The organism is Shewanella oneidensis MR-1 (assembly GCF_000146165.2).
GTDB classification, from domain to species: domain Bacteria; phylum Pseudomonadota; class Gammaproteobacteria; order Enterobacterales; family Shewanellaceae; genus Shewanella; species Shewanella oneidensis.
Map to the genome: position 1 here is coordinate 1000240 of NC_004347.2, position 25330 is coordinate 1025569.

Here is a 25330-nt window from a genome sequence, read left to right on the forward strand (position 1 = left end):
TTTCCTCTGTGAGGCTTCAATGTTGAAGCCTCACTTTAGCAGTCAGGTATTTATCTGTCAGTTAAAACAGTTCATTACCACAACGTTTACCCGCGAGTACTGCTTGCACATTACTTAGGGTGGTGTTGGCAATCGCGCCTAATGCTTCTTCGGTGAGGAAGGCTTGGTGACCGGTGAAAATCACGTTATGGCAGGCTGATAGGCGACGGAAAACATCGTCTTGAATGATTTGGTTAGATTTGTCTTCGAAAAAGAGTTCTTTTTCGTTTTCATATACGTCTAGCCCTAATGCACCAATTTGCCCGAGTTTTAAGGCTTCCATTGCATCAAAGGCATTGAGTAAGCCGCCGCGGCTGGTGTTGATCACCATAACGCCGGGTTTCATCTTGGCAAAACTGTCTTTATTAAGCAGATGATGGTTATCGGGTGTTAACGGGCAATGCAGGCTGATAATGTCGCTGGTGGCGTAAATGGTATCCAGATCCTGATATTCCACATCGAGCGCTTCTACCGCTGGATTAGGGTAGGGGTCAAAGGCAATCACTTTACAGCCAAAACCGAGCAGCACCTTAATGGTTGCTACTCCAATTTTTCCCGTGCCTATCACACCAACGGTTTTACCAAACATATTGAAACCGACTAAGCCTTCGAGGGAAAAGTTCGCATCACGGGTACGTTGGTAGGCTTTATGGATCTTGCGGTTCAACGTGAGCATTAAGGCAACGGTATGCTCGGCTACCGATTCGGGGGAATAAGCGGGTACGTTGACGACTTGCATGCCTAAACGTTTAGCGGCGACTAAGTCGACATTGTTAAAGCCTGCGCAGCGCATGGCAATGATTTTAGTGCCGCCCTTGGCAAGCTCGACCAGCACTTCTTCACAGAGGGAGTCGTTAACAAAGGCGCAAACGACCTCGAAACCTTCGGCAAGTTTTACCGTTTGCATGCAGAGACGATAATCGAAATACTCAATTTGCGCATCAAATGCGGCATTCGTACGGTTAAAATGCTGCATGTCGTAGTGTTTTGCGCTAAAAAATCCAATTCTCATTCCAATCACCTCAGGGTTACATTGTTACTGGCACTGAGTGTATGTGACTCGACGACATTTGTCCTCTGGTGATGAATTTACCCCGTAAAAAGAGTGAGCTTTATCATCTATTGCACAAAAACCATAAAAAAAGCGAGCCCCTGACGGCTCGCTTGTATGGATAAGCTTGAGTATTCAAGCTTGGCTCTCATGGTCGTGCTATGTGAGCTTAAGGTTAGTCCATTAACCTAGAACCTATTGATATTAATTATCTTTAGCGAATTTAGCGGCAGATGCACCCGCGATACGGCCGTAGGTGACGATATCAGAGATAGCGTTACCACCTAAACGGTTAGCACCGTGAACACCACCAGTCACTTCGCCTGCAGCGTATAAACCAGTGATAGGTTTACCGGTTTTCTCACTCTTCACTTCGGCTTTAGTATCAATCACCAGACCACCCATAGTGTGGTGAACCGCTGGTGCAATTTCTAAGGCGTAGAAAGGAGCTACCACTAATTCACGTGGTAAATCAGGACGTTCAAATTGAGCATCTTTACCTGATTTAACGAAACCGTTGTAGGCTGTTACTGTTTTTGCCAATTCAGCTGCAGGTACATCGATTTGTTTCGCTAACTCTTCGATGGTTTTACCTTCTTTTACAATGTTCAGGTGAACATAACCTTCGATGGCCTTCAAGCTCTTACGGATAGAGTCATCGAATACTAGGTAAGCGCTTTCACCTTTTTGTTGCAGAATCGCCGCAGACGCTTTATCACGGGTGGTGATTTCGTTCATAAAACGATTACCTTCACGGTTCACCACGATTGCACCGTTACCACGTACTGCCTCGGTGATCATCACGCCACCCGCTGGAGAGTAAGTTGGGTGAGCTTGGATGTATTCTAAGTCACGTGTTGCTGCGCCCGCTTGTAGAGCTACGTCTAAGCCGTCACCCGTCGCACCTGGGTGGTTGGTCGCTTTAAAGCCTTTTAACTTAGGATCGTATTTAGAAACACGTTCGTTGTTTTTCGCAAAACCACCTGCTGCAATGACTACTGCATCGGCTTTGATCACATAGTAACCTGTGTATTCACCTTTCACTAAAACGCCGGTCACTTTACCGCTTGCATCTTCAAGGATGCGCACAACGCGGCTGTTTAAGCGAATATCAGTACCACGCTTAACGGCGTTGTCCCACAGCACTTGTGCTACGTGAGCACCAACACCTGCACCACCGGTTGGACGGTGACTACGGTTAACGCTCGCGCCACCCATACGACCCACGTCAGTCATGTCGGCACCCATAGAGGTTAACCAATCGATTGAGTCTGAAGAGTTGTTAGCCAGTACTTTAACTAATTCAGGATCGTTGATGTTGCGGCCACCTTTCATAGTGTCGTCGATCATGATTTGTTTCTTATCTTCGATACCTAACTTAGCCTGTGGCTTAGTTTCTGCGGCGTTCATACCACCGGCAGCCAGTTTAGTGTTACCACCTGGGATAGGTTCTTTTTCTAACAGAATCACTTTCGCGCCAGCATCACGGGCAGATACGGCAGCGGCAAGACCAGCACCACCAGAGCCGATAATTACAACGTCTGTGGTTTCTTTCACACCAGCAGCAATGGCTTTATCTTGTGCTGCTTTGTCTGCATCAACAGGTACAAACTTACGTTCCCACTTGCCACCAAATGGCATATCGAAGCCGAAGCTATGGCAAGCATCACAATAAGCTACTGATTTTTCGTGGCCTTTGTGGCAGCTCGTACAAGCGATTTCACCAATTAAGTGAGATTTGTGCGGAGAAACTTTATCTTTAGGCGCTGCTGCAGCCAGTTCTTTTAAGTCACCGTGGCAGCTAACACATTGGCCATTCTCATGGGTCAGGTTGTCGTTAGTCACGCCACCTTTGTCTGATACGTGGCAGCTATCGCAGCCACCCATTTCACCGTGAAAATCGGCTAGTACTTCTGGAGCGGCATAGGCTGTGCCTGCCATTGCGCCAGAGATCAGCATGGCTAGTGCTGTTTTTTGAATCTTTCTTGTGAACATAGTTGTTCCTCCGCCGTACATTTCATCTACTTAATAAGGGATATTAATTATGGCGTGATATTTATATTTTGCGTAGCTCACGCACTTTTAGAGCATTCTCCATGGACAAAGTTACCACTATCTAAAGAGGTATATGCGTACCTAGGTCACATAACGATTGTTACACTGAGAATTACATAATTGAAATGTGCAATACGGCTGAAAATATTAACGAAATTGAAGTTAATCACCTAAGCAATACGGTAAAACTTGCGTGAGTTAACATATTTTGGTGGGCTAAATTATATTCTATTAATTGATGTTTAATCAGCTAAATCAATAAAGGTGTTTTTAATTGGTTGATTTATTTGTGTTTGTTGATTTGTTTATGCTTGGGTTTAAATATGCGAACTCTTATAATGTGAGTATTCAATAAATAATTAAATGTCACCAGTGTTTTTTTGAAAAATGAATTATATTTTTCCAAAATGTTACCTATGTGGTGTTGAGGGGTTAAGTCTATGTCTGGGCAGCAGATTTCTGAAAAACGCTTTTGGGTACAGCGACTTAGTAAAACAACCTTAAGGGCTTTGCATATCTTGGGGATTGCGGGCGCGGGCGGAGGGATATTACTCTCTGTCGAAACATCCCTTTGGCTGAATTATTGGTATCTGGCCATGGGTACCGGCAGCATATTAATGATGTGGGAAATCCTCAGGGATTGGCGTTGGCTCATTCAGCTTAAAGGTTTGTTAACCTTGGGGAAATTGGGTATGCTTTGCCTTTTTGTCCCATTCGCCAACTACAAGCCTGAGTTGTTTACCTTAGTGTTATTTTTATCTGTAATAGTCTCACATGGTCCATCGGGACTGAGGCATTATTCGATAGTGCATCGCAGACAAATTGATACTAAGAAAGAGATAAAGGGATGACACACGGAACCCTTAATAGCACCGCTGCATTAGTCACCGAATATCCATGGCCGAAGTTAGCAGGGCTTAAAGTATTAGATTTAGCCTGTGGGTCCGGGCGAAATGGCTTTTGGTTTTTGGCACAAGGTTGTGAAGTAACTTTTATCGACCAAGATTTGAGTGCCATGGCATCACTAAAGCATGATAAAGCACAGCTGTGGCAATGGAATTTAGAAGACGGCAGTGCCCCACCATTGCCCATCGAAGCCTTTGATATTGTATTAGTCTTTAATTACTTACATCGTCCGCTCTTTTCGCAGATTGCGGCTAGCATCAAGCCTAATGGACTTATTGTTTATGAGACTTTTACCTGGCAGCAGGCGGAAATTGGCCATCCTCGTAATCCCGATTTTTTACTGATGGAACATGAACTTCAATCTGTATTTGCTAACTGGCAGTCGTTGCATTACTTTGAAGGGCGGTTAAGCGATCCAGTTTCTGGTGCGCAGAGTTTAAAGGCACAGCTAATCGCGCGAAAACCATCGCAGTGAGCCCATTGTGGCTTTATTGACAAAGTTGCTAATCATTAAGTGTAAGAGGCCTAGGATGTTTCCCTATCCAGAGCAGTATCGTGTTGCCAGCCCACCTTTAACCACAGCCTTAATGGTTGGCTGGGCACTGTTGAGTCATAGCCTGTTAGCAGATGCCAGTCCTTTTGCCTTGTATCCGCTATTTCTCCTGTTTCCCTTGGTTATTGGTTTGCATCTGTATTTGATTTGGCTTGCCAAAGGGATGAGCCGGCTCGATCAATGTTTTTATGCTTTAGTGCATATCCCTCTGGCCTTTGTGGTGTGGACGTTCACTATTATGCATGTCAATGGCAATGCTTTTTATTGAGCTAGCTTGGTGCTTAAGGTGAATAGTTTAAAAAGCGGCTTGATAAAAAACGCCCCGAAGATCGGGGCGTTTTTTTAGTAAAACCTTGAGCCAGGATCAGGCCGTGGTGTTGATATTGTGGCCGGAATTTCCCACTGGCTGAGGTGTGGCTGCGTTAATTAAATCAACCGCAATTTGACCTTCTGCCTTTTGCTGCTCCTTGGCTAACTGGGCCACTTTTACGCCAACGGCACCGTTTTCTAAGTTTGGCGTGATAGCTTGGGTGTTCAGTGAAATAGACATAACTAACCTCAATTGTAAGCTGAGTCTTTGTATCGGCAAGCTCAGGATTTACTTTAGTCCTTTATCCCAAGTTTGCCAATCCAACCCCCTGCTATTGCTTATGCCGTTTTATTGGCTTTTGCCGCGAGTAACTTACGGCTAAGTACTATGATGGCGGTTAACCCTAATGACCCCAGAATTAATCCCAGTGCCAGCCCAACATTCTGTAGCGCGGTTGGATCGATCACCAGCGCGATACCCATACCAAACATCATCACGCCGGACATTAGCTTGAGTGCTTGTCCTTCTTTTTCGGTCAATTTACGTTTACCTAAGGTCGCACTAAAGACAATAACAATAATTGCCAATGGGATTACATAGACAATATTGTATAAAACCAAATACATATAGCGTTCAATGTCTGGCAAGTTATGCATTGACAGTACACTGGTATAAATCATTGGAAAGCCTGCAGTACAGAGCAACTCATAGGCATTGGCTAAAATGGCTAGAACCGTTGAACCCAAAATCAAGGCGCCTAAACTACTGGAATTAGAGAGTTTAGCCATACGTTTGATAAGGCTGGTACGGTTTTCCGCCGACATTGAGAGGGTGACTTCGCCTTTGGTAAAGAAGTAGTCTTTTACGTTAATCGTCCCTGCGATCAAGGCCAAGATCCCAGCGGCTAAGATGATCATTCCGCCATCACTACCCGCACCTAACAGTTTGAAGATATTCAGCCACGCTGTCATAAACAGGAAGTAAATAAAGCCGGAGAAGAATACGAAGATACCACCTACCAACAGCATGCGGCTGCGGCTCTTAGCGTTAACCATAATAGACAGTAAAAACAGCAACACGAAGAAGGCACAAGGATTAAAAGCATCGACCCCTGCTAACACTAAGGTCAATAAAGGGAGTGACATTGTCTCGGGAGTAACCACGCCCACAAGTGGTAATTCAACGGGTTGCACTTCGGCTTGGTCGGTACTTGCCAGGCTTGATGCATCGCAGGTGCCTTCGCCCGAGTCAGAACCACAAGTACCAAATAATGGCGCGCTACTGGTAGGAGCTGAACTTGGCGTGCCTTTTGTCGGCATATCCGCTTCGCTTAGCTGACCACCTAAGGATAAGTAACAATTTTTCAAACGATTTACGAGAAACTCTCCGGTTACCGCTTCACTCGAGTAACCCACAATGGCTTTTTCACAGCTCGCCATATAGGGGACTGAGCGAGCTTCAGTCGTGGTTTTCGCGGCGATATTTTGCCAAATATCCTGCACACCCGGCGCAGAAACCATATGGGATTCGAGTTCTATCCATGGATATTTTTGTGGCAGTGAATCGATAAAGGGGTGAGCTTCTGCACAGTGGGGGCAGGTTTTAGACCAAAAAAAGTAGAGTTTGATCTTAAGCTCACCTTGGGCGTTTACATAATGCCAAGTTTGATCGGAAGTATTTGGGGTGTCGGCCCAACTCGGTGTGCTTAGCATTGCTAATGCTAGGGAGCATAGCAGAGCGAATTTTGTTAAGTATTTAGTCATAGAGCCTCCACAATCGTGGACAAGATGTGTTTTAAATGGATTTCTGACTATTACTGTACTTAATTCAATCCCCTTGATTAAATTAAGCATTAAGAAATGTTAGTTAACTCGCGATTAGCTGTTTTTTGGGAAGTGAGGCAGGTTTACTGTAGGGGAAATAAGCAGCGAATAGCTGAAAGCACCTCAAGGTGCTTTTCAGTCTATTTTTAGTAGCTTAGTTTAACGCTGTACCATTAACGCTCAGTTTTACATCGATATTATTACGCGTGGCATTGGAATAGGGACACACTTGGTGGGCATGACGCACTAAGGCTTGCGCATCTGCTTGAGGAAGATCGAGGCTGACCTCTAAGGCTACCGTTAACGCAAATCCACCCGTCTCATTCGCACCTATACCTACGACTGCACTCACAGGAGCCTCTGTAATGGCGACTTTAGCGATTTTGGCAACGTGCAAAATGGCATTAGAAAAACACGCCGCATAACCTGCAGCAAAGAGTTGTTCAGGGTTGGTCGCAAGCCCACTTCCGCCCATGGCTTTTGGATAAGCCAGTGCCACATTTAATAAGCCATCATCTGTGCTGACTTGGCCTTGACGACCTGCGCTTGCTGTTGCTCGCGTTTCATATAATGTTTTCATGCTTTGATCCTCAGAGTTTGAAAAGATAATTAGATTGCGTGCAATCTAATTGCGTTAAACTATAATTCGATCTTTAGTGTGAATGCAAGTATATTGTGCGCAATATATTTAAGTTTTTTGGATCGACTATGCCAAATACTGAGTTATCTTCAGCGGTAAATACGCTAGAAAAGCCTGAAAATACCCTTGTTGACAATGTCTTATGTTTAGAGAACCAGGTTTGCTTTTCGCTTTACAGTGCTGCCAATGCCATGGTTCGCGCTTATCGACCTATGCTAGATAAGCTCGATTTAACCTATCCCCAATATCTGGTGATGTTGGTGTTGTGGCAGGAGCAGGGGATTAGTGTTAAAACCTTAGGGGATAAATTATTCCTCGATTCGGGTACATTGACGCCCTTACTCAAACGTTTAGAGTCAAAGGGATTGGTAAGTCGTGGTCGTAGCGATCAGGATGAAAGAGTTAGGGTGCTCTGCTTGACGCCTGCTGGACAGGCGTTAAAGCGTGAGGCCAATGAGATCCCGCATTTAATGCGCTGTAAAATCGGTGCGGAGCTTGATGATCTTAAGGCTCTAAAAGCTATGTGTGATAAAGCCTTAGCACAGTTGCATGCCAGTATAGATTAGGGATCTATCTTAGAAGGTATTGGGATACGTTAGCCATAAGTACGCAAGGATGGATAAAATCTCTATGAGTTCATACGATATTGCGATCATCGGTGGCGGGATAAGCGGTGTGGGTATTGCCCAATATGCAGCAGCAGCGGGCTACTCGACCTTACTTATCGAAAAGGGCGAGATTGGCGGCCAAACCTCAGCCAATTCCAGCAAGCTGATCCACGGTGGCTTACGTTATCTCGAAAGTGGGCAAATTAATCTCGTGCGTAAGTCATTGCTCGAGCGGCGCAATTTACTCGATCTGGCGCCCAGCTTAGTCAAACCTGTTGCTTTTTATATTCCCGTCTATCAGGACAGCCGGCGCAATCCGTTGACGATTCGTGCCGGATTAAGTCTATACGCGCTATTAAGTGAATTCGACCCTCTGGGGCGTTTTGTCTCTATTCCCGCGGTGCATTGGCATCGTTTTAAAGGGCTTAAACTCTCTGGTTTAAAGGCGGTATTCCAATATTGGGATGCACAAACCGACGATAAATTACTCACCCAAGCGGTTGCGCGTAGCGCTCAAGCGCTCGGCGCCCATATCTATGCAGAGGCTGAGTTTTTGCAGCTGAATCATTTAAAAGAGCAAATTGAACTGAGTTTTCGTCATCGTGGTGAAGTACAACAGATTGAAACCAAGTTAGTGATAAATGCCGCAGGCCCTTGGGTTAATGAGGTATTAGCTCACGTAGAGCCGCCACTTGCGGGGGTTGAGATCGATTGGGTACAAGGGGCGCATTTACTGCTCGACTTGCCTGCGCCAGAGGGCATTTTATATTTAGAATCCTGCTTCGATAAGCGGGTGATTTTTGTGATGCCTTGGTATGGTCAGATGCTCATCGGCACCACTGAAACTGTGCTGACGTCCATTGATACGCCGCCCCAAGTTACGGAATCTGAAACTCAATATCTCTTAGGCATTTATTGTCATTACTTTCCACTGTCTCCATCGATTGAGGAGCTTAAAACTAAAATAGTGCAAACCTATTGCGGCGTGCGAGTGCTACCTAAACAGGCAAGTTCTGCCTTTGAGCGGCCTAGGGACACCTTGATGCAAACCTCTATCTCTCACCCAAGGCTACTCTGTTTATACGGTGGCAAGCTCACCACCTTTAGGAGTTCTTCTGCTGAAGTGCTTGAATGGATTGAACAAAAATTAGGAAAACGCCAGCCAATTGCCGATATAGACACGCTAAAGTTAACTTAAAACAGCCTCGCATTTGGCTTAATGCAGTGGTTCAAGGTGATTTTTCGGCATAAAAACGCTAAAGTGTGGCGCTTTTTGACTGTGGCCTTGACTGTGTTTGTTATGCTTCAGTTGTCATCTCAATTTCACTCGCCATCTCAATAGATAAGATAGACGGGAACTGCTGTGGGTACGATGCTGTGAGTACATTAGTGCAATGTGGGTATTTTGAACGAGGCCAATGCCAATCCTGTCGCCATATTAAGCTCCCGATGGTGCAGCAATTGGCGGCGAAAACCCAAGAATTGCAACAATTGTTAGCCCCTTTTGTTGTGAGCACTAATACCCAATTTTTGCCACCCGTAGTGGGTGAGGACAGCGGCTTTCGTAACAAGGCGAAAATGGTGGTGCTTGGCGCTGCCCATGCGCCTGTGCTGGGGATTGTCAGTCCAAATGGCGAAGCGGTTAGTCTCTGTGACTGCTTGCTGTACCCTGCAGATATGCAAGCGTTGCTCTATCGCCTAGAGCGTTTTGTGCAGCAAGCGGGTATCCCGCCTTATCGCATTGATAAAGCCAAGGGCGAGCTTAAGTATATTCTGCTGACCCGAAGCCAAGTTCGTGGTGAATATATGCTGCGTTTTGTGCTGCGATCACCCGATGCCATCGCTCGTATCGAACGGGAATTACCCGCGCTGATGGCTGAATATCCACAAATCAACGTCGTGTCGGTAAATATTCAGCCCATTCATATGGCGATCCTTGAGGGGGATGAGGAAATTTTCTTAACTGAAAATACTCGTCTCGAAGAGCGCTTTAACGATGTGCCTTTGTTTATTCGTCCAAAAAGCTTTTTCCAAACTAATCCACACGTTGCTGCAAAGCTGTATCAAACCGCCCGTGAGTGGGTTGGCGAATTTGCACCAAAGTCACTGTGGGATTTATTTTGTGGTGTGGGCGGCTTTGGCTTGCACTGCGCCTCTAAAGATATTCCGCTAACAGGCATTGAAATCGAGGCTGAAGCGATTGCGTGCGCTAAGATGTCAGCGCAAATGATGGGGCTCGATAACGTGCAGTTTATGGCGCTCGACTCTACCGATTTTGCCAAAGGTGATGCGGCCGCAACCAAGCCTGATTTAATTATTGTCAATCCGCCGCGCCGCGGGATTGGTGAGTCCCTATGTGATGCTTTAAGTGAATTTGCCCCTAGGGCGATTTTGTATTCTAGTTGTAATCCTAAAACGCTGGCGAAGGATTTAGTTCATATTCGTGGCTACCAGTTAACTCGGGTGCAACTGTTTGATCTGTTTCCCCACTCGGATCACTTTGAAGTTTTAGCCATGTTGGTAAAAGATTCGCGTTAGCTAAAGGTTAGTTACTGATAACTGTCTTCAATTAGTCAGAATTTATATCAGCTTTAGGCAATAACCTATCATCCCAAATAATGCTGATTTCGGCACCGCCCAAGGTTTGTGAGCGGCTGAGTTCCAGCTGGCCATAATGCCAAGTGGCGATTTTTTTAACTATATATAGCCCTAAACCATAACCACTGGTATCGCTCTGTTGGGAATCCCGTTCAAAGGCGGCAAAGAGTTTTTTACCTTTACCTTCAAACCCCGGCCCGTCATCTTCGACACTGAACCGATTTATCCCTGCCTCTTGGTAGAAGTGCACATGAATTTTATGGTGTGCGAATCGCATCGCATTTTGGATCAGGTTTTGGGTTGCAATGGTCATCGCTATAGGATCGAAATGAGCCTGCTGCGATTGATGGTGAAACTGAATATCAAGTTGAGGTCGGTACATTGCATATTTTTGAGCCAATTTATCCATAAATATCGCTAAAGATTGTGACTCTTGAGTTAAGGCTTCTTCCTTGTGTTCTAAGCGAGCAAAGGATAAATAATTTGCCGCAAGTTGCTCAATATCTTCAATATCTTCATTTAATCGCTTAGCGTAATGGGCATCGATTTGTGGTCGAATTAGTTCGAGTGTAAAACGCATACGAGCCAAGGGGGTGTTCTGGTCTAATCCCATCGGACACTTAATTTTGAGACAGTATGGTCAATAAATTAAGAGGTCTATATGAGTCTGAAAAAATCACATAAGAGTTATCCGCAGGCATTTAAAGATGAAGCCGTCTTGATGGTGCTGGAGCAAGGTTATAGCGTTGCCGATGCGGCAAAGTCTCTTGGAGTTAGCACGAGCCTGCTTTACAACTGGAAGGAAAAACACGAAGCCCTGCAACAAGGCATCACCTTAGAAGAGTCTGAGCGTGATGAGTTGAAGCGATTGCGTAGAGAAAACAAAGAATTACGCATGGAAAAAGAAATTCTAAAAAAGGCAAGCGCCTTCTTTGCGAGAGAAATGAAGTAAGATTTCGTTTCATCAAACTGCAATCTCACCTGTTTCCCATAACACTGTTATGTCGAGTAATGAGTGTCAGTAAGTCAGGCTATTACGATTGGCATAAACGCCCTGCAAACGTGATAAGCGTTGAAACACTGAAGCTTTATCGCCTTGTTCGACAGCTATTTAAGCAAAGTCGAGGCAGCTTAGGGAATCGTGAAATGGTGAAGAAATTGCGCAAGGAAGGCTACCAGGTTGGTCGCTATCTCGTTCGTAAAATTATGCACCGCCTTCGACTCAAAGCAACCCAGCGATGTGCTTACAAGGTGACGACACAGCGAAAACACTCAGATGCAGTGGCTGATAACCTGTTAAACATGAACTTTAATCCAGTATCGGCTAATCAGGTCTGGGCGGGTGACGTGACCTATTTAAAGACGGGTGAAGGCTGGATGTACTTAGCTGTGGTGATGGATTTATATTCACGCCGGATTGTGGGATGGCGCATAGACAAACGCATGACCACAGATTTGATATCCAAGGCATTAATAAAAGCCTACAACCTGCGACAACCAGCGCGAGGGCTGGTATTTCACAGTGACCGAGGCTCGCAATATACCAGTAAACAATTCGGTAGGCTGCTATCGAGCTATGGTATCCGAGCCAGCATGGGTGATGTGGGTGCGTGTTGGGATAATGCCGTTGTTGAGCGATTCTTTGGTAGCTTGAAACACGATTGGATTTTTAAAGTTGCTCAACCAACAAGGGAGTTTATGAAGCAAGATGTGACGGCTTACATCAAATATTACAACTTGGAGCGACTTCATTCTGCTAATAACGATCTGTCACCTGTAGAGTTTGAGAATTCTCAAGTAAAAGTGTCCAGTTTGGGTTGACCAGTACAGTTGTGGCGTGGCTCGCAAAAAGGCGACGTTATGAGTGTGCCTTTGGTGAAGAATTCCTCGAATCCATCAGGTATCACTCTAGGGAGTACATCGAGTGGATGGGGGATTGTCGAGTACGATAATGCTCGGACATACTCTTACGCTGGACTAGATGATAAACGTGTCTATAAATGGACAGAGCGTGATGACCGTTTCGACTTTGAATTAATTTTCAACGTTAATACTCGTTTTGGTGACAATCAGCACGAGATGTACATGGCATACGACAATATTGATTTTGGTTCAGAGGATGGCCGTGGTTCTATTGGTCTTCAAGGTGTTACTAGTCAAGTGTATTTATTTGGGCCATTAGGGCTGTACTCATCTAAAAATTACGCATTTGATGACTTGAAAGATAAGCTTAGCAACGGTCTTGTGATTTGTTATGACTATGTTGGTCCAGAGTCATCACAATTCGAAGTGACTGCTTGGTCAGAAGTTGAGGCAAGTGCTACTGGCAAGGCCCTTGAGTTTAAAGCTCAAAGCCGCGTTGAAGGTATGGCTGATGTTAATATGAGTCACACTGTTACAGTGCCTTCAAATATTAGCTTAGGTAGCATCCCTAACAAAACGATTGCGGAAAACACCAGTTTAAGTGACCTGCGTATTTATTATGCCGATGAGCAAAACAGTGTTAACCGGATAAGCGTCAGTGGCCAACATATCACTGCTGTTGTCAATGGCCACACATCAGGATCGAGCGTGACAATCACACCTGAGAAAGATTTCCATGGTGAGGTAGAAGTAACAGTCACCGTAAGTGATGTGGAAACCCCATCAGATGCTGCGAGCACTCGCTTTATGCTAACAGTTAACTCCGATGGGATAGATCCAATACCTCCCGTGGTGACGCCTGAGCCTGAACCCAAGGATGGTGGTGGTGCATTAGGTGGCCTATCTATGTTATTGGCACTTGGAGCATTAATCAGAAGACGAAAAACTCATAATTGATGAGGTTGAAGTCTTAGTAAATTGATATTTATCTTGAAGTTAAAAAGCCGGCAAAGGATTTTGTCGGCTTTTTTGTTTGTGGCACCATCCACTCCAGAAAGCTTCATATTCATTTTCATTAAATTGTCTTTTTAGTGGCATAATCTTGGGCACTTTATGCATCGAAGAGCAAAATTTATGCTGCAGATATTCTTACGTTTTTTTACTCTAGGTTTGATGAGCTTTGGCGGACCAGCGGCGCATATTGGTTATTTTCGGCAAACCTTTGTCAATGAACTCGGCTGGCTCGATGATAAACGCTATAGCAGCTTAGTGGCCTTAAGCCAATTTATGCCGGGGCCGGGTTCAAGCCAAGTGGGTTTTGCCATCGGCTATCACCGTGGTGGGCTTTTGGGCGCGATAGCCGCCTTTGCAGGATTCACTTTACCTTCCTTTGTATTGATGTATTTGCTGGCGGTGACGACTGCCGCTTGGTTAGGCAATGAATATATGCAAGGCATAGTGCATGGCTTAAAACTGCTTGCAGTGGTTGTGGTGGCGGACGCTGTGCTCGCGATGTTTAAGCAGTTTTGCCAACGTCAAACCAGCCGTTTACTGATGCTCGGCAGTGCTGCCGCTATACTCATTTTGCCCTTCTTATGGACACAAATAGTACTATTAATCATTGCCGCTATCTTGGGGTTATCATTCCTGAGTGTCACCGAGAGTGAGCCTAATAAACCTGAACCGATTAGATTAAATTACCTAAGCTTAGGGTTATTTATGGTCTTATTTGTGGCGAGCTTTTTCAGCTTACATTTTGGTGTTGAAGCGGGACTCTTCGGTGAGTTTTTTCGCGTTGGGAGCCTCGTTTTTGGCGGTGGTCATGTGGTGCTGCCTCTCCTTGAAACCGCTGTGGGTGATTCCATGAGTGGCGATCGATTTCTTACCGGATACGCCTTTGCTCAAGCCGTGCCTGGCCCCATGTTTACCTTTGCGACCTTTCTTGGCGCCGAGATGATGCTCGAAAATCCCTTTATCGGTGCAGCGATTGCCACAGTAGCGATATTTTTACCCGGATTCTTGCTGATGTTAGTGGGGTTAAGAAGCTGGCATGCGATTGCAGCAAGACCCAAGATGGCGGGGATGCTTGCAGGGGTAAATGCCTGTGTGGTGGGATTGCTGGCGGCGGCCCTTTACCAACCCGTATTTAGCCAAGGGGTATTATCTGCTGTTGATATGGCCATAGTATTGATTGGTTTTGGTGCATTAAAATTTTTTAAACCACAGATGTTATTACTGGTTTTAGGTTTTAGCGTATGTGGTATCGGATTGATATTCATGGCGTAAAATTAGTTACGGGTATTTTTTACAAATTAAAGGATATTTTGTTAACTGACACGTTAAGCTAACGCACCTTTTTGGCTATACTTCAACCATATAAAAAATATAAGCTAAATCACTCTGGAGTAAGCAAGCATGTCGAATCTTAGCCTGCGTAATAAATTACTGCTGTTATCTTTGTTTCCCCTCATATTTACTTTATTAGTGCTAATTACTCTCTCCTACTATGTTGAACAGGAATCCCTTGCAGAAGAAGTGGTGACCTTTAGAACAAAATTAGTCGGTGAACGTAAACAACAAATTAAAGAAGCGACAGAGATTGCCTCTGGAATTGTTAACTACCAACTGTCGTTAAAGGATAAAGGTAATGTAAATCAAGCACTGCGAGATATTCGTTTCGGCAGTGCGGGTTACTTTTTTATGTATGATTCCCAAGGCAAAAATATTTTCCATGCCTTAATGCCTAATTTAGAAGGGCAAAACAAAATCGATATGACCGACCCGCGCGGAACCAAGATTATTGTTGGTCTTTTGGATGCGGCAAAACGGGGCGATGGTAATTTTTCTTATTATTACCAAAAACCTAATACTAACGAGCAAATTGAGAAAATAAGCTTCGTGATGATGGTCCCCGGTACGGACTGGATGCTGGGTACTGGTGCTTACATCGACGATATTGAGGCTGTAGTGGAGGATTATCGTCAAACCGTGACTGAGCAAATGGCTGAGAAATCTCTAATGATCCTCTTAATTGCCTTGGTTTTAACCGGTGCCACGGCCTTTGTCATCATGGTTGCCGCTCATCGAATGGTCGTACCGATCAAAAATATGGCTGATAATCTTAACGATATTGCTAAAGGTGAAGGGGATTTAACTAAACGCTTAAGTGTTAAAGGCGAGGATGAAATTGCGCAACTAGGTCGAGCTTTTAACTTATTTGTCGATAAGCTACAACACATTATCGGCGATGTGGCGAGTGCGACCGCCAAAGTAAAAACAGCCGCTAATGCAATCCACGATCAAACCAAGGTGATGTCAAGCCAACTGCTCAGCCATAACAATGAGACAGATCAAGTAGTTACCGCAATTACAGAGATGTCTTCTACTGCGAGTGAAGTCGCGCAAAATACCACTCAAGTAGCCGAAGCGACTCAAGCGGCGACAGGCGATGTGGCTAATGCCCAGCGCTGTGTCGATGCTTCACTGGAAGAAATTGCCGCTTTGATGGAGCAAATCAACCATGCGGCGGGCAGCATCAAGTCCTTAAGCGAGCAATCACAGAAGATTAACAGTGTACTTTCGGTGATAGGTGGCATTGCGGAACAGACAAACCTATTAGCCTTAAATGCGGCGATTGAAGCGGCCCGTGCCGGTGAACAGGGCCGAGGTTTTGCTGTGGTTGCCGATGAAGTTCGCAGTTTAGCCAGCCGCACCCAAGCAAGTACTCTAGAGATCAACGAGATGCTATCGGCATTGCATAAGTTAGTATCGCAGGCGGTGAAAACCATGGATGAGAGTCAGCAGAGTTGTGTTCGCTCGGTTGAATCTTCCCGCGCTATTTCTGAAAGTCTAGGTTCTGTGACTTCGGCGGTAACGGCGATTAATGATATGAGTACCCAAATTGCCACAGCGGCGACTGAGCAAAGCTCTGTGACCGAAGAAATTAACCGCAACGTTTATGCCATACAAGAAATCGTTAATGAGCTACTGCATTCCAGTGAACATGCGGCTAGGGTGAGTCAAACAGTGTCGCAGGAAGGGACGAATCTCGGCAACTTGGTTGGACAATTTAAGATTTAATCATCATTTATTATTGAGTTAGAAAATAAAACGGGAGATAACATCTCCCGTTTTTTTATATCTGTCTATTGGGTGTTCACCCAGAAGATGTCAGCTTAGGTGGGCTCACACATCTGCTTTGTCACCTTTTCAACTCTTACCGCACACACTTTATACTCGGGGATATAAGCCACGGGATCTAATGCATTGATGGTGAGTTTGTTCGCTGCGGCTTCGACAAAATGGAAGGGTAAGAACAGTACGCCTGCCTGAGCGCGTTTTGTCACAAAGGCATCAATTTCAATCTCGCCACGGCGGGTGGTTAGGCGAATTTTATCGCCGTTATTAATCCCGAGTTGTTCGGCATCGTAGACAGAAATCATCACTTTAGGTGCACCAAGTAAGTCCAGCCCGGGCGTTTTGCGCGTTAAGGTGCCCGTATGGAATTGCTCCAATAGACGACCTGTCGAGAGCGTAAGTGGATACTCGTTGCAGGGCATTTCAGCGGGAAGGCGATAGCTGACCGGCGTAAATAAACCTAAACCGCGGGTGAATTGACCTTGGTGCATAATCGGTGTTCCCGGATGCTTTTCATCCGGACAAGGCCATTGAATACCTTGAGGGATTTGACCATCCTCACCAGCGGTTAATCTCTCCCAAAGAATGCCGCGATACTGAGGCGTTAATGCATTAATTTCAGCCCAAATTGCTGCTTCATCTTTATAATCCCAGTTTGCTCCCATAGCATTGGCAATCGCTTGTACGATTTGCCAATCGGGCAGCGCTTCACCCGGTGAGGCAAGCGCTTGCTCAAGTCGCTGTACTCGTCGTTCGGTGTTGGTAAAGTGGCCGCGTTTTTCCACAAAAGCGGCGGCGGGCAACACCACATGGGCAAGCTCAGCGGTCTCGGTTAAAAAGATGTCCTGGACAACTAAAAACTCAATCTGGCTTAAGGCGTTAAGCACATGGGCTTGGTCAGGATCGCTCAGCACTGGGTTTTCACCCATCACATATAAGGCGTTGATTTTGCCCTTGGCAATATCATGCATCATATGGGTTGCTGTGACGCCAATCTCCCCCGATAACGGAGTTTGCCAATGGCTTTCGAAGCGCATTCTGGCATGAATATCCGTGACCTTTTGGTAACCGGTAAAATAGTTGGGCAGCGCGCCCATATCGCAGGCGCCCTGCACATTACTCTGGCCGCGCAGTGGGTTGATGCCAGCTCCTGACACACCAATATTGCCGCAAAGTAGCTGCAGATTAGATATGGCGGTGACGTTATCGTGCCCCGTGGTATGTTGGGTTATCCCCATGGCGTAGTACACCGCCGTTTTTTGCGCCGTGCCTATGGTACGCGCAATACGGGCGATATTCTCAGCTTTAACACCTGTGATAAGTGCCGCTTTTTCAAGGGAGTAATCCTCCTTGGCAAGCTCGGCATACAGTGCCTCAATGCCTTCGGTCCGCTTGGCAATATAGTCTTTATCCTGCCAATTATTGCGAATAATTTCTGCCATAATGGCGTTGAGCAGCATCACATCCGTGCCCGGTCTGTGGGCAACATAGAGTTCGGCCTTTTCTGCTATGCCAACGCGTTTCGGATCGGCCACGATCAACCGAGCGCCGTACAGGTTGACTGCCTGCTGGATTTTTGAGGCGATAATCGGATGGGCGCAGGTGGTATCGGAACCCAGAATAAAAATGACGTCGGAGTCCTTTATACTCAGAATATCATTGGTCATGGCGCCGCTACCAATGCTCTGCTGCAGGCCCGTAACGGTCGAGGAGTGACACAGGCGGGCGCAATGGTCGATGTTGTTGGTGCCAAGGACGCTACGGACAAACTTTTGCAGTACAAAGTTATCTTCATTGGTGGCCTTGGCCGAGGCGAGACTTGCGAAGGCATTGCTGCCATCTTTTTGTTTTATCTCGGTTAAACGTTTTGCTACATAGTCGATAGCTTCCGGCCAACTACAAGGTTGCAGTTTGCCGTTTTTACGTATTAGTGGGGTGGTTAGGCGTTTGTCGCTGTGAATAAAATCGAAGCCAAAACGCCCTTTAACACATAACATGCCTTGGTTAACGACCGAGTCTTTGTTGCCTTCGATATGGCGAATACGATTGGTGCTGGGGTCGATTTTAAGATCGAGACGACAGCCGACACCGCAGTAAGTACAAATGGTGGAGGCGGTTGTTAACTCTGTACAATCGCCTTGGCGTTTATCCCGCGCATCGACCAGCGCGCCCGTTGGGCAAACCTGCACACAGTTACCACATTGTACGCAGTGGCTATCGGCCATGCTGGCACTAAAGCCAACTCTGGGGGCTCTTCGCTCATCAGCAGGACTGATGCTCTGCGGCAGTACTTGGTAGGAGTCTTTCGCGAATTGAATCGCGCAGTGACCACTCTGCTGCTGACACACATCGACGCATTTGCCGCAGCTAATACAACGGTTGGCATCGAATTGAATAAAGGGCGAACTCTTATCTACGCTAAAATACCGTGCATTTTCGGTGGCTAAGCTTTTGCTCTCAACACCGTAATCCGTGGCGTAATCCCTAAGTTTACAGTCAGTATTGGCTTGGCAAGCACACTCAAGGCAACGTGCCGCTTCTTGCATGGCGGCATCTGCGGGAAAGCCCAATTCTACTTCACTGTAATTGAGTAGTCGTTGCAGCGCCGTGAGTTCGGGCATTTTTAAGCGGGGCTGACGTTTTGTATGGGGGTAGAGGGGTGAACTTGCTTCTGCTGATTTGACCTCAGCCTGTTTAAGGGAGCCCGGAATGGTTTTTACCGAGTTAAATTCATGGGCATGCAAATCGCAGCTAAGGCCAATTTGAAGCATTTTATCAATGGCTTTTGCTGCCTTTCGGCCATCACCAATGGCGGCAACGGCGGTGGCTGGGCCGCGGCGGGCATCGCCCATCACAAACAGCTTTTCCACGCCCGATGACATGGTTTGCTCACAACCCATTAGTGTGTTCCAACGGCTCAGCGCCAGTTCGCCATGGCTAAGCTGTCCTTTAGGATCTTGCATAAAGCTCAGATCTGGCGCTTGAGATACGGCGGCGATCACTGTATCAAAGGCTTCGGTAAAGGTTTCCCCCGTGTCCACTGGCGCACGTCTGCCCGAGGCATCGGCTTCGCCGAGCGTCATTTTGCTAAAGGTGACCGACTGCACTCGACCGTCGGCATCACTATGGTTTTCAAGTGGATTGGTTAAGAAGTGAAACTTAACCCCTTCAACTTCGGCCTCGTGCACTTCGTAGGCTTCAGCGGGCATTTCGGCGCGGGTACGGCGGTAGATTAAGGTGACATCGCAGCCTTCGCGCACCGCTGTGCGAGCACAATCTATGGCGGTGTTGCCGCCGCCAATTACCGCCACTTTTTTACCAAGCTTCAATTGCTTATCGAGGCAATGATCCTTAAGAAAATCCACCCCAAGATAGCAGCCAGCAAGCTCGGAGCCTTTATAGTGCATTGGCACTGCTTTTTGGGCGCCGATGGCAAGGCACACTGCATCAAAATCGGTGATCAGCTGGTTTAAATGGATCTCATGACCTAGGCGCATTTGGGTATGAATGGTTAACCCATTACGACACAGCAACTCAATTTCTTTATCGAGAATCGCTTTGGGTAAACGGTATTCGGGAATACCGTAGCGCAGCCAACCACCGGCCTTGGGCATGGCCTCAAAAATCTCAATATTATGCCCTTGGTTAGACAGGTAATAACCCGCGCTTAAGCCCGCTGGGCCAGAGCCAATAATCGCAATTTTCTTGCCAGTGTCTGCGAGGCGTGGCGGTTGATAACTATTGCCGTGCTCGTCATCGGCTAAATCTAAATCGGCGGCATGGCGCTTAAGTTGGCGGATGGCAATCGGGTCGTCGATGAGGCCGCGGCGGCATTCGGTTTCGCAAAACGCGGGGCAAACTCGGCCAATCGACAGTGGCAGTGGCAATGTTTCTTTAATGACTTTAACCGCTTGAGTGTGGTCACCTTGGGCAATGTGGTACAGATAACGCTGCACATCAACACCCGCTGGGCAGGCTTGTTGGCAGGGCGCCTCACAGTCGGCAAAGTGATCGCTCAAAATAGCGTTCAGTGCTGCTTGGCGTTGTTTGGTTAAAAACGCCGATTGGGTGATGACCTTCATGCCTGTTTGGGCTGGGGTTTCACAGGCTTTAACACAGCGTAGGCTGGCATCGCTATTTTCGATTTGCACCAGACAGAGGTTACAGTCCTGCTTTTCGGCATGGGCTTGCGTGTCCAATTGCCGTGAGGCGTCAGTGGGATCGCACAGGCTGGGAATAGCAATACCCGCCTTACGGGCTGCGTGTAATAGGTTATCGCTCGGTTCGGCCGAGACTATCTTATTGTCGATTCGAAGTTCTATCATCCCATGGCCTTTTATATTTATAGGGTGCTTGCTGCATAGCGTAAAGCGGCAGACTTAGGTGGATTTGAGTATAACTAGAGCGCTTTAGAAGATGTTTATGGGGGAGGAAAGTTTGATGCTAAATTGCTGCACTTATCACAAACTCGTTGTAGACTGTGCGCTAGAGGTTTTTTACTGGGTTTAGACTGTGATTAGTATAGGTTTTACGTTTATTGACATCAGGACTTACAACTAAGATTTGAGAATGATGAATATTCAGAGAGTGAAAGCATTTGTTATCGCGGCGCAGTTGGGGTCTGTATCGGCTGCGGCCCGTCAATTGGGTAAACGTCAACCCCAAGTCAGTCAGTGGATTGCCGAGCTTGAGGTTGATCTCGGTGTTCAGTTGTTTCAACGTGGGGCTAATCAAGTTGAATTGAGTTTAGCGGGTCAGCATCTATTGCCTAGGGCAATATTAGCCTTATCTCAATGGGAGCAATTTTCCAGTTCGGCTGCGCATTTTGCAACTTATCAAAAGGGGATAATTTGTCTCGGTGTGGAAAGCCATATTCCATTAAACGGTTTGATAACCGTGGTTAACACTTTTTTTGAGCAGTTTCCTGCGGTCAATTTCGTGCTGCAAGTCGATAAGTTAACTGTGTTAAATGAAGCATTTAATGCAGGCAATATCGATCTTTTATTACGTCATCAGTCGGATGAATTGCACTTAACGGAAGTCGGTTATTGCCGGATAGGCAAGTATAAAGAAGTGTTATTAGTTTCACGGCAAAGCCCATTAAGTAAACAAGCCATTGTTGCACCAAGCGAGTTGGCGATTTACCGTGAATATGTTTGGGCGGGTGGCCAAGCATGTTGTGAGGATTTAGAGGTGGGGTTTAGTGGACATTATTGTGTGATCCCTGATTTAGGGTTATTAAAAAAACTGCTTATTGATGGGAGTGGTTATGCATTTTTACCTTTGTCCCTTGCTCAAACCGAAATAAACCAGGGGTTGTTAACTGTCGTTAAACTCAATTGTGAACGAGAAAATGTCGAACGCGGTTTAGAATTGCGCTGGCACTTTGGATTTGAGTCCAGCGCATTAGGGCTGAGTTTGTTGGATTTAATCAAAAATCAGCTGAGTGAGTTAACATGAGCCATCATTCTGTTTGTTCATCGTATACCACTTCACCTTCAAGCCATGTCATTAACACGCGTGTGTTGGCGATTTGCTTCGGTGTCGATTGAGTGATATCGCGCTCTAACATGACGATATCGGCGGATTTGCCAACCTCTAAAGTGCCTGTGATATCATCTAACCCCAACGCTTGTGCGGGATTAATGGTATAAGCGGCGATCGCTTGATGAATATCAGCTATCCCCATGTTCTTCAAGTAGACTGCGTTAGCTATCCCTACTAACGGATTGATATCGTTAACATTCCAGTCACTGCTTAATGTTACATTTGCACCCGTATTTAAAATCGCGTTAATTGGCAATAGTGCGTGTGCCCGTTGTTTACCAATAAACGGTATCGCCCAATCATGATCTTGTTCTGCAATATAGTCACTGCCTAACTGAAAGTCTGCATCAACTCTCAGTGGCGCGAAGCGTTTAATATCTTGGGCTGAAACCATTTCTAAATGCGTCATTGAGTAGGCGGTAGTAGCACCTTGAGCTCGTAAGGTTTCAATCGCATTTAAGGTATTGCGTACCCCTGCATCACCTATGGCATGGATGTGTGCTCCGTAGCCAATCTTGTTCAGCTCACTGAGCCACCATGCCATTTTTGTAGCTGGAATATACTCAAGACCATGGGGAATTTGAGGGGTATAACTCCAATCATAAGGATCTAAGGTGCTTGCTGTACCATTGATAATGATGCCATCACTGTATATTTTTACTTGGTTTATTTGTATAAGTCTTTGTTTGTCATTTGATTTTATTTTTTTGAAGAATGCAAGTTGCTCATTTGCCTCATCGGCTGGATATACCCAAGGACGTAGGCTCACCCGAGCAGTCAAGGCTTGATTTTTTTCTGCGGTTAACCAAGTTTCTAACCAACCTCTTTTCCAATATAAACGACCGTCTCCAATTGTGGTTATGCCATGTTTGCTAGCTTGAGCTAAACCATTAAGTAATCCTTGGTAGTTAGCTTCTGCTAAGTTAGGTTGGTTTTTCCATGCCTGTTCCATCAGGAGATCTCCCGCATTATCAAGCAGTATTCCGAGAAGTTTTCCGGTCGTTTTATCCTTAAGAATTTTTCCCCCTTGAGGCTCCTTTGAGTGTATGGTTATGCCCGCTTCTGCCAGAGCAAGTGAGTTGACCCACATGGAATGAGAGGTTTGCTCCATGATAATTACGGGGTTATTAGGGAATATTTCATCAAGGATTGCTAATGGACTGGTGTCGTTATCTTGCATTAATTGGCTTAGTTCATGCCCATAACCCAGAAGCCACTCACCCTCTTCAAGTTCCTCCTTGCAGGCACGCAAAGAGCGAATATACCCATTGATATCTTTATCTTCATCCAATAAGCAATCACTGCCTATTTCACTGGCGGCCTCAAAGACGTGATTATGGTTATCAACAAAACCAGGGAGTAAATACCCGCCTTTTAAGTCAATGACCTGAGTTTTATTGCTAACATGGTTCATCGCATTTTGTTCATCGCCTATGTAGACAATCTTGCCATCCTTGATGGCTAGGCTCGTAGCATTGTTGTGACCATAAATATTTGTATTGGTCAGTAAAGTGTCTGCCAGCTCCTCATTTGCACAGGCTGAAATCGTAAATAATCCTGTTAATGCCATTGATTTTATTAATAATGATTTTGATTGTTTATTTTTCATCTGACTTAGAGTCCAAAGTGGTGATCTATAACTTGTAGGATAAATGGAAGGGGTTTGGCTGTGAAAGTTAGTGAGTATCTGAAAAGTGAGATAGTCAATTCATTGGTTTCAATTTTAGTTATCGATTCAATTGAGTGTTGCAGATTTTGAATAATATGTTAGTGCAAACAACATTGTTAAGTGCAGGCTACACAATGGAACGGTCATATTCGATGACTGAATCAATAGTGGCATTAACTTGTTGAATACATAAGATACATCACAGTTTTTTATGCATTGACCTGAGTGATTTAGTTTAGGAACGTTGAATTTGAAGATAAATTATCTCGCCAATTCCATTTAATAAACGCTGCGCCCTAGGTTTACCAGCGTTGTTAGGTTAAAATGCGCGGTTGCAATTACCGTTAAGCGCCGCCTGCTTTGATGGGAAACCCATTAAAACGGCAACAATAAAGCGAAGTTAAAAATCCATGTTTGAAGTTAATCCAGTAAAATTCAAAATTAAGGAGCTTGCCGAGCGTACGCAGCTTCTTAGGGGGTATCTTTGACTACGATGCTAAGCATGAGCGTCTAGAAGAAGTCAGCCGTGAACTTGAAAGTTCTGAGGTGTGGAACGAGCCAGAACGTGCTCAAGCCCTAGGTAAAGAGCGCGCCAGCCTCGAAGCCGTCGTAAAAACTATCGATGATATGGACTCGGGTCTTGAAGACGTTGAAGGTCTACTTGAGCTTGCCATCGAAGAAGAAGACGAAGACACCTTCAATGAAACCACCAAAGAGCTGGATTATTTAGAGAGCCGTTTGGCCGAACTCGAATTCCGCCGTATGTTCTCTGGTCCACAGGACGCCTCAAACTGTTACTTAGACATTCAGTCGGGCAGTGGTGGTACTGAGGCGCAAGATTGGGCCAACATGGTACTACGTATGTATCTGCGTTGGGGGGAAGCCCACGGATTCAGCCCTGAGCTGATGGAAGTGACCGACGGTGACGTGGCCGGTATTAAGGGCGCGACCATTAAATTTACCGGTGAATATGCCTTTGGTTGGTTACGTACCGAAACTGGCGTGCACCGTTTAGTGCGTAAATCGCCATTTGACTCATCGGGCCGTCGCCACACGTCTTTCTGCTCGGTATTTGTTTACCCTGAGATTGATGACGATATCACCATCGATATCAACCCTGCTGACTTACGTATCGACGTATACCGCGCCTCGGGTGCCGGTGGTCAGCACGTTAACCGAACCGAATCTGCGGTACGTATTACCCACTTACCGACCAACACGGTAGTGCAGTGCCAGAACGACCGTTCACAGCACAAGAACAAAGATTCGGCGATGAAACAGTTAAAAGCCAAACTGTTCGAATTAGAAATGCATAAGCAAAATGCCGAAAAGCAAGCCGCCGAAGATGCCAAATCTGACATCGGTTGGGGCAGCCAAATTCGTTCTTATGTATTGGATGATTCCCGTATCAAAGACTTACGCACTAGCGTGGAGACGCGCAATACCCAAGCGGTACTCGATGGCGATCTGGACAAGTTTATCGAAGCCAGTTTGAAATCAGGGCTGTAATTAATTCAAAGGTATAGACGAG

Annotated in this window: 20 protein-coding genes; 12 read left to right on the forward strand and 8 right to left on the reverse strand. The window is 45.9% G+C overall.

Features of this window, described 5'->3' with window-relative positions; genetic code table 11:
• Positions 1 to 61: 61 nt before the first annotated feature.
• Together ldhA and fccA are read right to left on the reverse strand one after the other, a co-directional pair.
• On the reverse strand, positions 62 to 1051 hold the full coding sequence (gene ldhA / locus SO_RS04545; protein ID WP_011071244.1) for a lactate dehydrogenase LdhA: 990 nt from the start codon (positions 1049 to 1051) through the stop codon (positions 62 to 64).
• Positions 1052 to 1294: 243 nt separating this feature from the next.
• On the reverse strand, positions 1295 to 3085 hold the full coding sequence (gene fccA / locus SO_RS04550) for a fumarate reductase flavoprotein subunit FccA (RefSeq protein WP_011071245.1): 1791 nt from the start codon (positions 3083 to 3085) through the stop codon (positions 1295 to 1297).
• 500 nt (positions 3086 to 3585) lie between these two features.
• On the opposite strand from fccA, the gene SO_RS04555 reads away from it, so the two are divergent.
• The 3 genes from SO_RS04555 to SO_RS04565 are packed head-to-tail and all read left to right on the forward strand — an operon-like array spanning position 3586 to position 4872.
• Positions 3586 to 3996 carry a hypothetical protein gene (locus tag SO_RS04555; RefSeq protein WP_011071246.1) on the forward strand — a complete coding sequence of 137 codons (411 nt, stop codon included), beginning with the start codon at positions 3586 to 3588 and terminating at the stop codon, positions 3994 to 3996.
• Entirely contained in the window at positions 3993 to 4526 is a 534-nt protein-coding gene (locus SO_RS04560) for a class I SAM-dependent methyltransferase (RefSeq protein WP_011071247.1), read from the forward strand. The genes SO_RS04555 and SO_RS04560 overlap by 4 nt, the downstream gene beginning before the upstream one ends.
• A 55-nt stretch (positions 4527 to 4581) precedes the next feature.
• Positions 4582 to 4872, forward strand: a complete 291-nt coding sequence (locus SO_RS04565) for a hypothetical protein (protein ID WP_011071248.1) — start codon at positions 4582 to 4584, stop codon at positions 4870 to 4872.
• 96 nt (positions 4873 to 4968) lie between these two features.
• Here SO_RS04565 and SO_RS04570 read toward each other — a convergent pair whose 3' ends face one another.
• The 3 genes from SO_RS04570 to ohr all read right to left on the reverse strand — a co-directional run bounded on the left by SO_RS04570 (position 4969) and on the right by ohr (position 7317).
• Positions 4969 to 5154: a hypothetical protein gene (locus tag SO_RS04570; protein WP_011071249.1), complete on the reverse strand. Its 186-nt coding sequence runs from the start codon at positions 5152 to 5154 to the stop codon at positions 4969 to 4971.
• A gap of 98 nt (positions 5155 to 5252) precedes the next feature.
• Entirely contained in the window at positions 5253 to 6677 is a 1425-nt protein-coding gene (locus SO_RS04575) for a cytochrome c biosynthesis protein (RefSeq protein WP_011071250.1), read from the reverse strand.
• 214 nt (positions 6678 to 6891) lie between these two features.
• Positions 6892 to 7317 carry an organic hydroperoxide reductase Ohr gene (ohr, locus tag SO_RS04580; protein WP_011071251.1) on the reverse strand — a complete coding sequence of 142 codons (426 nt, stop codon included), beginning with the start codon at positions 7315 to 7317 and terminating at the stop codon, positions 6892 to 6894.
• A 128-nt stretch (positions 7318 to 7445) separates the two neighbouring features.
• Between ohr and ohrR the strand changes: the two genes are divergently transcribed.
• The 3 genes from ohrR to rlmC all read left to right on the forward strand — a co-directional run bounded on the left by ohrR (position 7446) and on the right by rlmC (position 10523).
• On the forward strand, positions 7446 to 7943 hold the full coding sequence (gene ohrR, locus SO_RS04585; protein ID WP_011071252.1) for a transcriptional regulator OhrR: 498 nt from the start codon (positions 7446 to 7448) through the stop codon (positions 7941 to 7943).
• A gap of 64 nt (positions 7944 to 8007) precedes the next feature.
• Positions 8008 to 9183, forward strand: a complete 1176-nt coding sequence (locus SO_RS04590; protein WP_011071253.1) for a glycerol-3-phosphate dehydrogenase/oxidase — start codon at positions 8008 to 8010, stop codon at positions 9181 to 9183.
• A 179-nt stretch (positions 9184 to 9362) separates the two neighbouring features.
• Positions 9363 to 10523: a 23S rRNA (uracil(747)-C(5))-methyltransferase RlmC gene (rlmC, locus tag SO_RS04595; RefSeq protein WP_011071254.1), complete on the forward strand. Its 1161-nt coding sequence runs from the start codon at positions 9363 to 9365 to the stop codon at positions 10521 to 10523.
• A 31-nt stretch (positions 10524 to 10554) separates the two neighbouring features.
• On the opposite strand, the gene SO_RS04600 is transcribed toward rlmC, so the two are convergent.
• Positions 10555 to 11196, reverse strand: coding sequence for a sensor histidine kinase (locus tag SO_RS04600; protein ID WP_238560548.1), 642 nt, complete (start codon positions 11194 to 11196; stop codon positions 10555 to 10557).
• 48 nt (positions 11197 to 11244) lie between these two features.
• On the opposite strand from SO_RS04600, the gene SO_RS04605 reads away from it, so the two are divergent.
• The 4 genes from SO_RS04605 (at position 11245) to SO_RS04620 (ending at position 16526) form a co-directional block, all read left to right on the forward strand.
• Positions 11245 to 12404, forward strand: a protein-coding gene (locus SO_RS04605) for an IS3-like element ISSod1 family transposase (RefSeq protein WP_141135407.1) whose coding sequence is annotated in 2 segments (ribosomal slippage) — positions 11245 to 11494 and positions 11494 to 12404 — 1161 coding nt in all. Because the reading frame shifts where the segments join, the coding sequence is not laid out codon by codon here.
• A gap of 39 nt (positions 12405 to 12443) precedes the next feature.
• Positions 12444 to 13403, forward strand: a complete 960-nt coding sequence (locus SO_RS04610; protein ID WP_172966545.1) for a hypothetical protein — start codon at positions 12444 to 12446, stop codon at positions 13401 to 13403.
• A gap of 177 nt (positions 13404 to 13580) precedes the next feature.
• Entirely contained in the window at positions 13581 to 14732 is a 1152-nt protein-coding gene (gene chrA, locus SO_RS04615; RefSeq protein ID WP_011071255.1) for a chromate efflux transporter, read from the forward strand.
• A 129-nt stretch (positions 14733 to 14861) separates the two neighbouring features.
• Positions 14862 to 16526, forward strand: a complete 1665-nt coding sequence (locus SO_RS04620) for a methyl-accepting chemotaxis protein (protein ID WP_011071256.1) — start codon at positions 14862 to 14864, stop codon at positions 16524 to 16526.
• A gap of 95 nt (positions 16527 to 16621) precedes the next feature.
• Here the strand turns inward: SO_RS04620 and fdhF are convergent, their stop codons facing one another.
• Positions 16622 to 20908: a formate dehydrogenase subunit alpha gene (fdhF, locus tag SO_RS04625; protein ID WP_011071257.1), complete on the reverse strand. Its 4287-nt coding sequence runs from the start codon at positions 20906 to 20908 to the stop codon at positions 16622 to 16624.
• Positions 20909 to 21152: 244 nt separating this feature from the next.
• Here fdhF and SO_RS04630 point away from each other — a divergent pair, with 244 nt between their 5' ends.
• Positions 21153 to 22043, forward strand: coding sequence for a LysR family transcriptional regulator (locus SO_RS04630; protein WP_011071258.1), 891 nt, complete (start codon positions 21153 to 21155; stop codon positions 22041 to 22043).
• Positions 22044 to 22047: 4 nt separating this feature from the next.
• Here SO_RS04630 and SO_RS04635 read toward each other — a convergent pair whose 3' ends face one another.
• A complete protein-coding gene (locus SO_RS04635; RefSeq protein ID WP_011071259.1) occupies positions 22048 to 23739 on the reverse strand; it encodes an amidohydrolase in 1692 nt (563 codons plus the stop codon).
• A 470-nt stretch (positions 23740 to 24209) separates the two neighbouring features.
• Between SO_RS04635 and prfB the strand changes: the two genes are divergently transcribed.
• Positions 24210 to 25308 (forward strand): peptide chain release factor 2 gene (prfB, locus tag SO_RS04640; RefSeq protein ID WP_164925631.1). Its coding sequence is split into 2 segments (ribosomal slippage): positions 24210 to 24284 and positions 24286 to 25308, totalling 1098 coding nucleotides; the frame shifts between segments, so codons are not numbered across the junction.
• Positions 25309 to 25330: the final 22 nt, after the last annotated feature.

Bases quoted from the DNA above. Each gene is read 5' to 3' on its own strand.
- ohrR (WP_011071252.1), top strand. From the start codon at position 7,446: ATGCCAAATACTGAGTTATCTTCAGCGGTAAATACGCTAGAAAAGCCT.
- ldhA (WP_011071244.1), bottom strand. From the start codon at position 1,051: ATGAGAATTGGATTTTTTAGCGCAAAACACTACGACATGCAGCATTTT.
- SO_RS04630 (WP_011071258.1), top strand. From the start codon at position 21,153: ATGATGAATATTCAGAGAGTGAAAGCATTTGTTATCGCGGCGCAGTTG.
- SO_RS04555 (WP_011071246.1), top strand. From the start codon at position 3,586: ATGTCTGGGCAGCAGATTTCTGAAAAACGCTTTTGGGTACAGCGACTT.
- fdhF (WP_011071257.1), bottom strand. From the start codon at position 20,908: ATGATAGAACTTCGAATCGACAATAAGATAGTCTCGGCCGAACCGAGC.
- SO_RS04635 (WP_011071259.1), bottom strand. From the start codon at position 23,739: ATGAAAAATAAACAATCAAAATCATTATTAATAAAATCAATGGCATTA.
- fccA (WP_011071245.1), bottom strand. From the start codon at position 3,085: ATGTTCACAAGAAAGATTCAAAAAACAGCACTAGCCATGCTGATCTCT.
- SO_RS04610 (WP_172966545.1), top strand. From the start codon at position 12,444: ATGAGTGTGCCTTTGGTGAAGAATTCCTCGAATCCATCAGGTATCACT.
- SO_RS04620 (WP_011071256.1), top strand. From the start codon at position 14,862: ATGTCGAATCTTAGCCTGCGTAATAAATTACTGCTGTTATCTTTGTTT.
- SO_RS04565 (WP_011071248.1), top strand. From the start codon at position 4,582: ATGTTTCCCTATCCAGAGCAGTATCGTGTTGCCAGCCCACCTTTAACC.
- SO_RS04590 (WP_011071253.1), top strand. From the start codon at position 8,008: ATGAGTTCATACGATATTGCGATCATCGGTGGCGGGATAAGCGGTGTG.
- SO_RS04600 (WP_238560548.1), bottom strand. From the start codon at position 11,196: ATGGGATTAGACCAGAACACCCCCTTGGCTCGTATGCGTTTTACACTC.
- SO_RS04570 (WP_011071249.1), bottom strand. From the start codon at position 5,154: ATGTCTATTTCACTGAACACCCAAGCTATCACGCCAAACTTAGAAAAC.
- SO_RS04575 (WP_011071250.1), bottom strand. From the start codon at position 6,677: ATGACTAAATACTTAACAAAATTCGCTCTGCTATGCTCCCTAGCATTA.
- ohr (WP_011071251.1), bottom strand. From the start codon at position 7,317: ATGAAAACATTATATGAAACGCGAGCAACAGCAAGCGCAGGTCGTCAA.
- SO_RS04560 (WP_011071247.1), top strand. From the start codon at position 3,993: ATGACACACGGAACCCTTAATAGCACCGCTGCATTAGTCACCGAATAT.
- chrA (WP_011071255.1), top strand. From the start codon at position 13,581: ATGCTGCAGATATTCTTACGTTTTTTTACTCTAGGTTTGATGAGCTTT.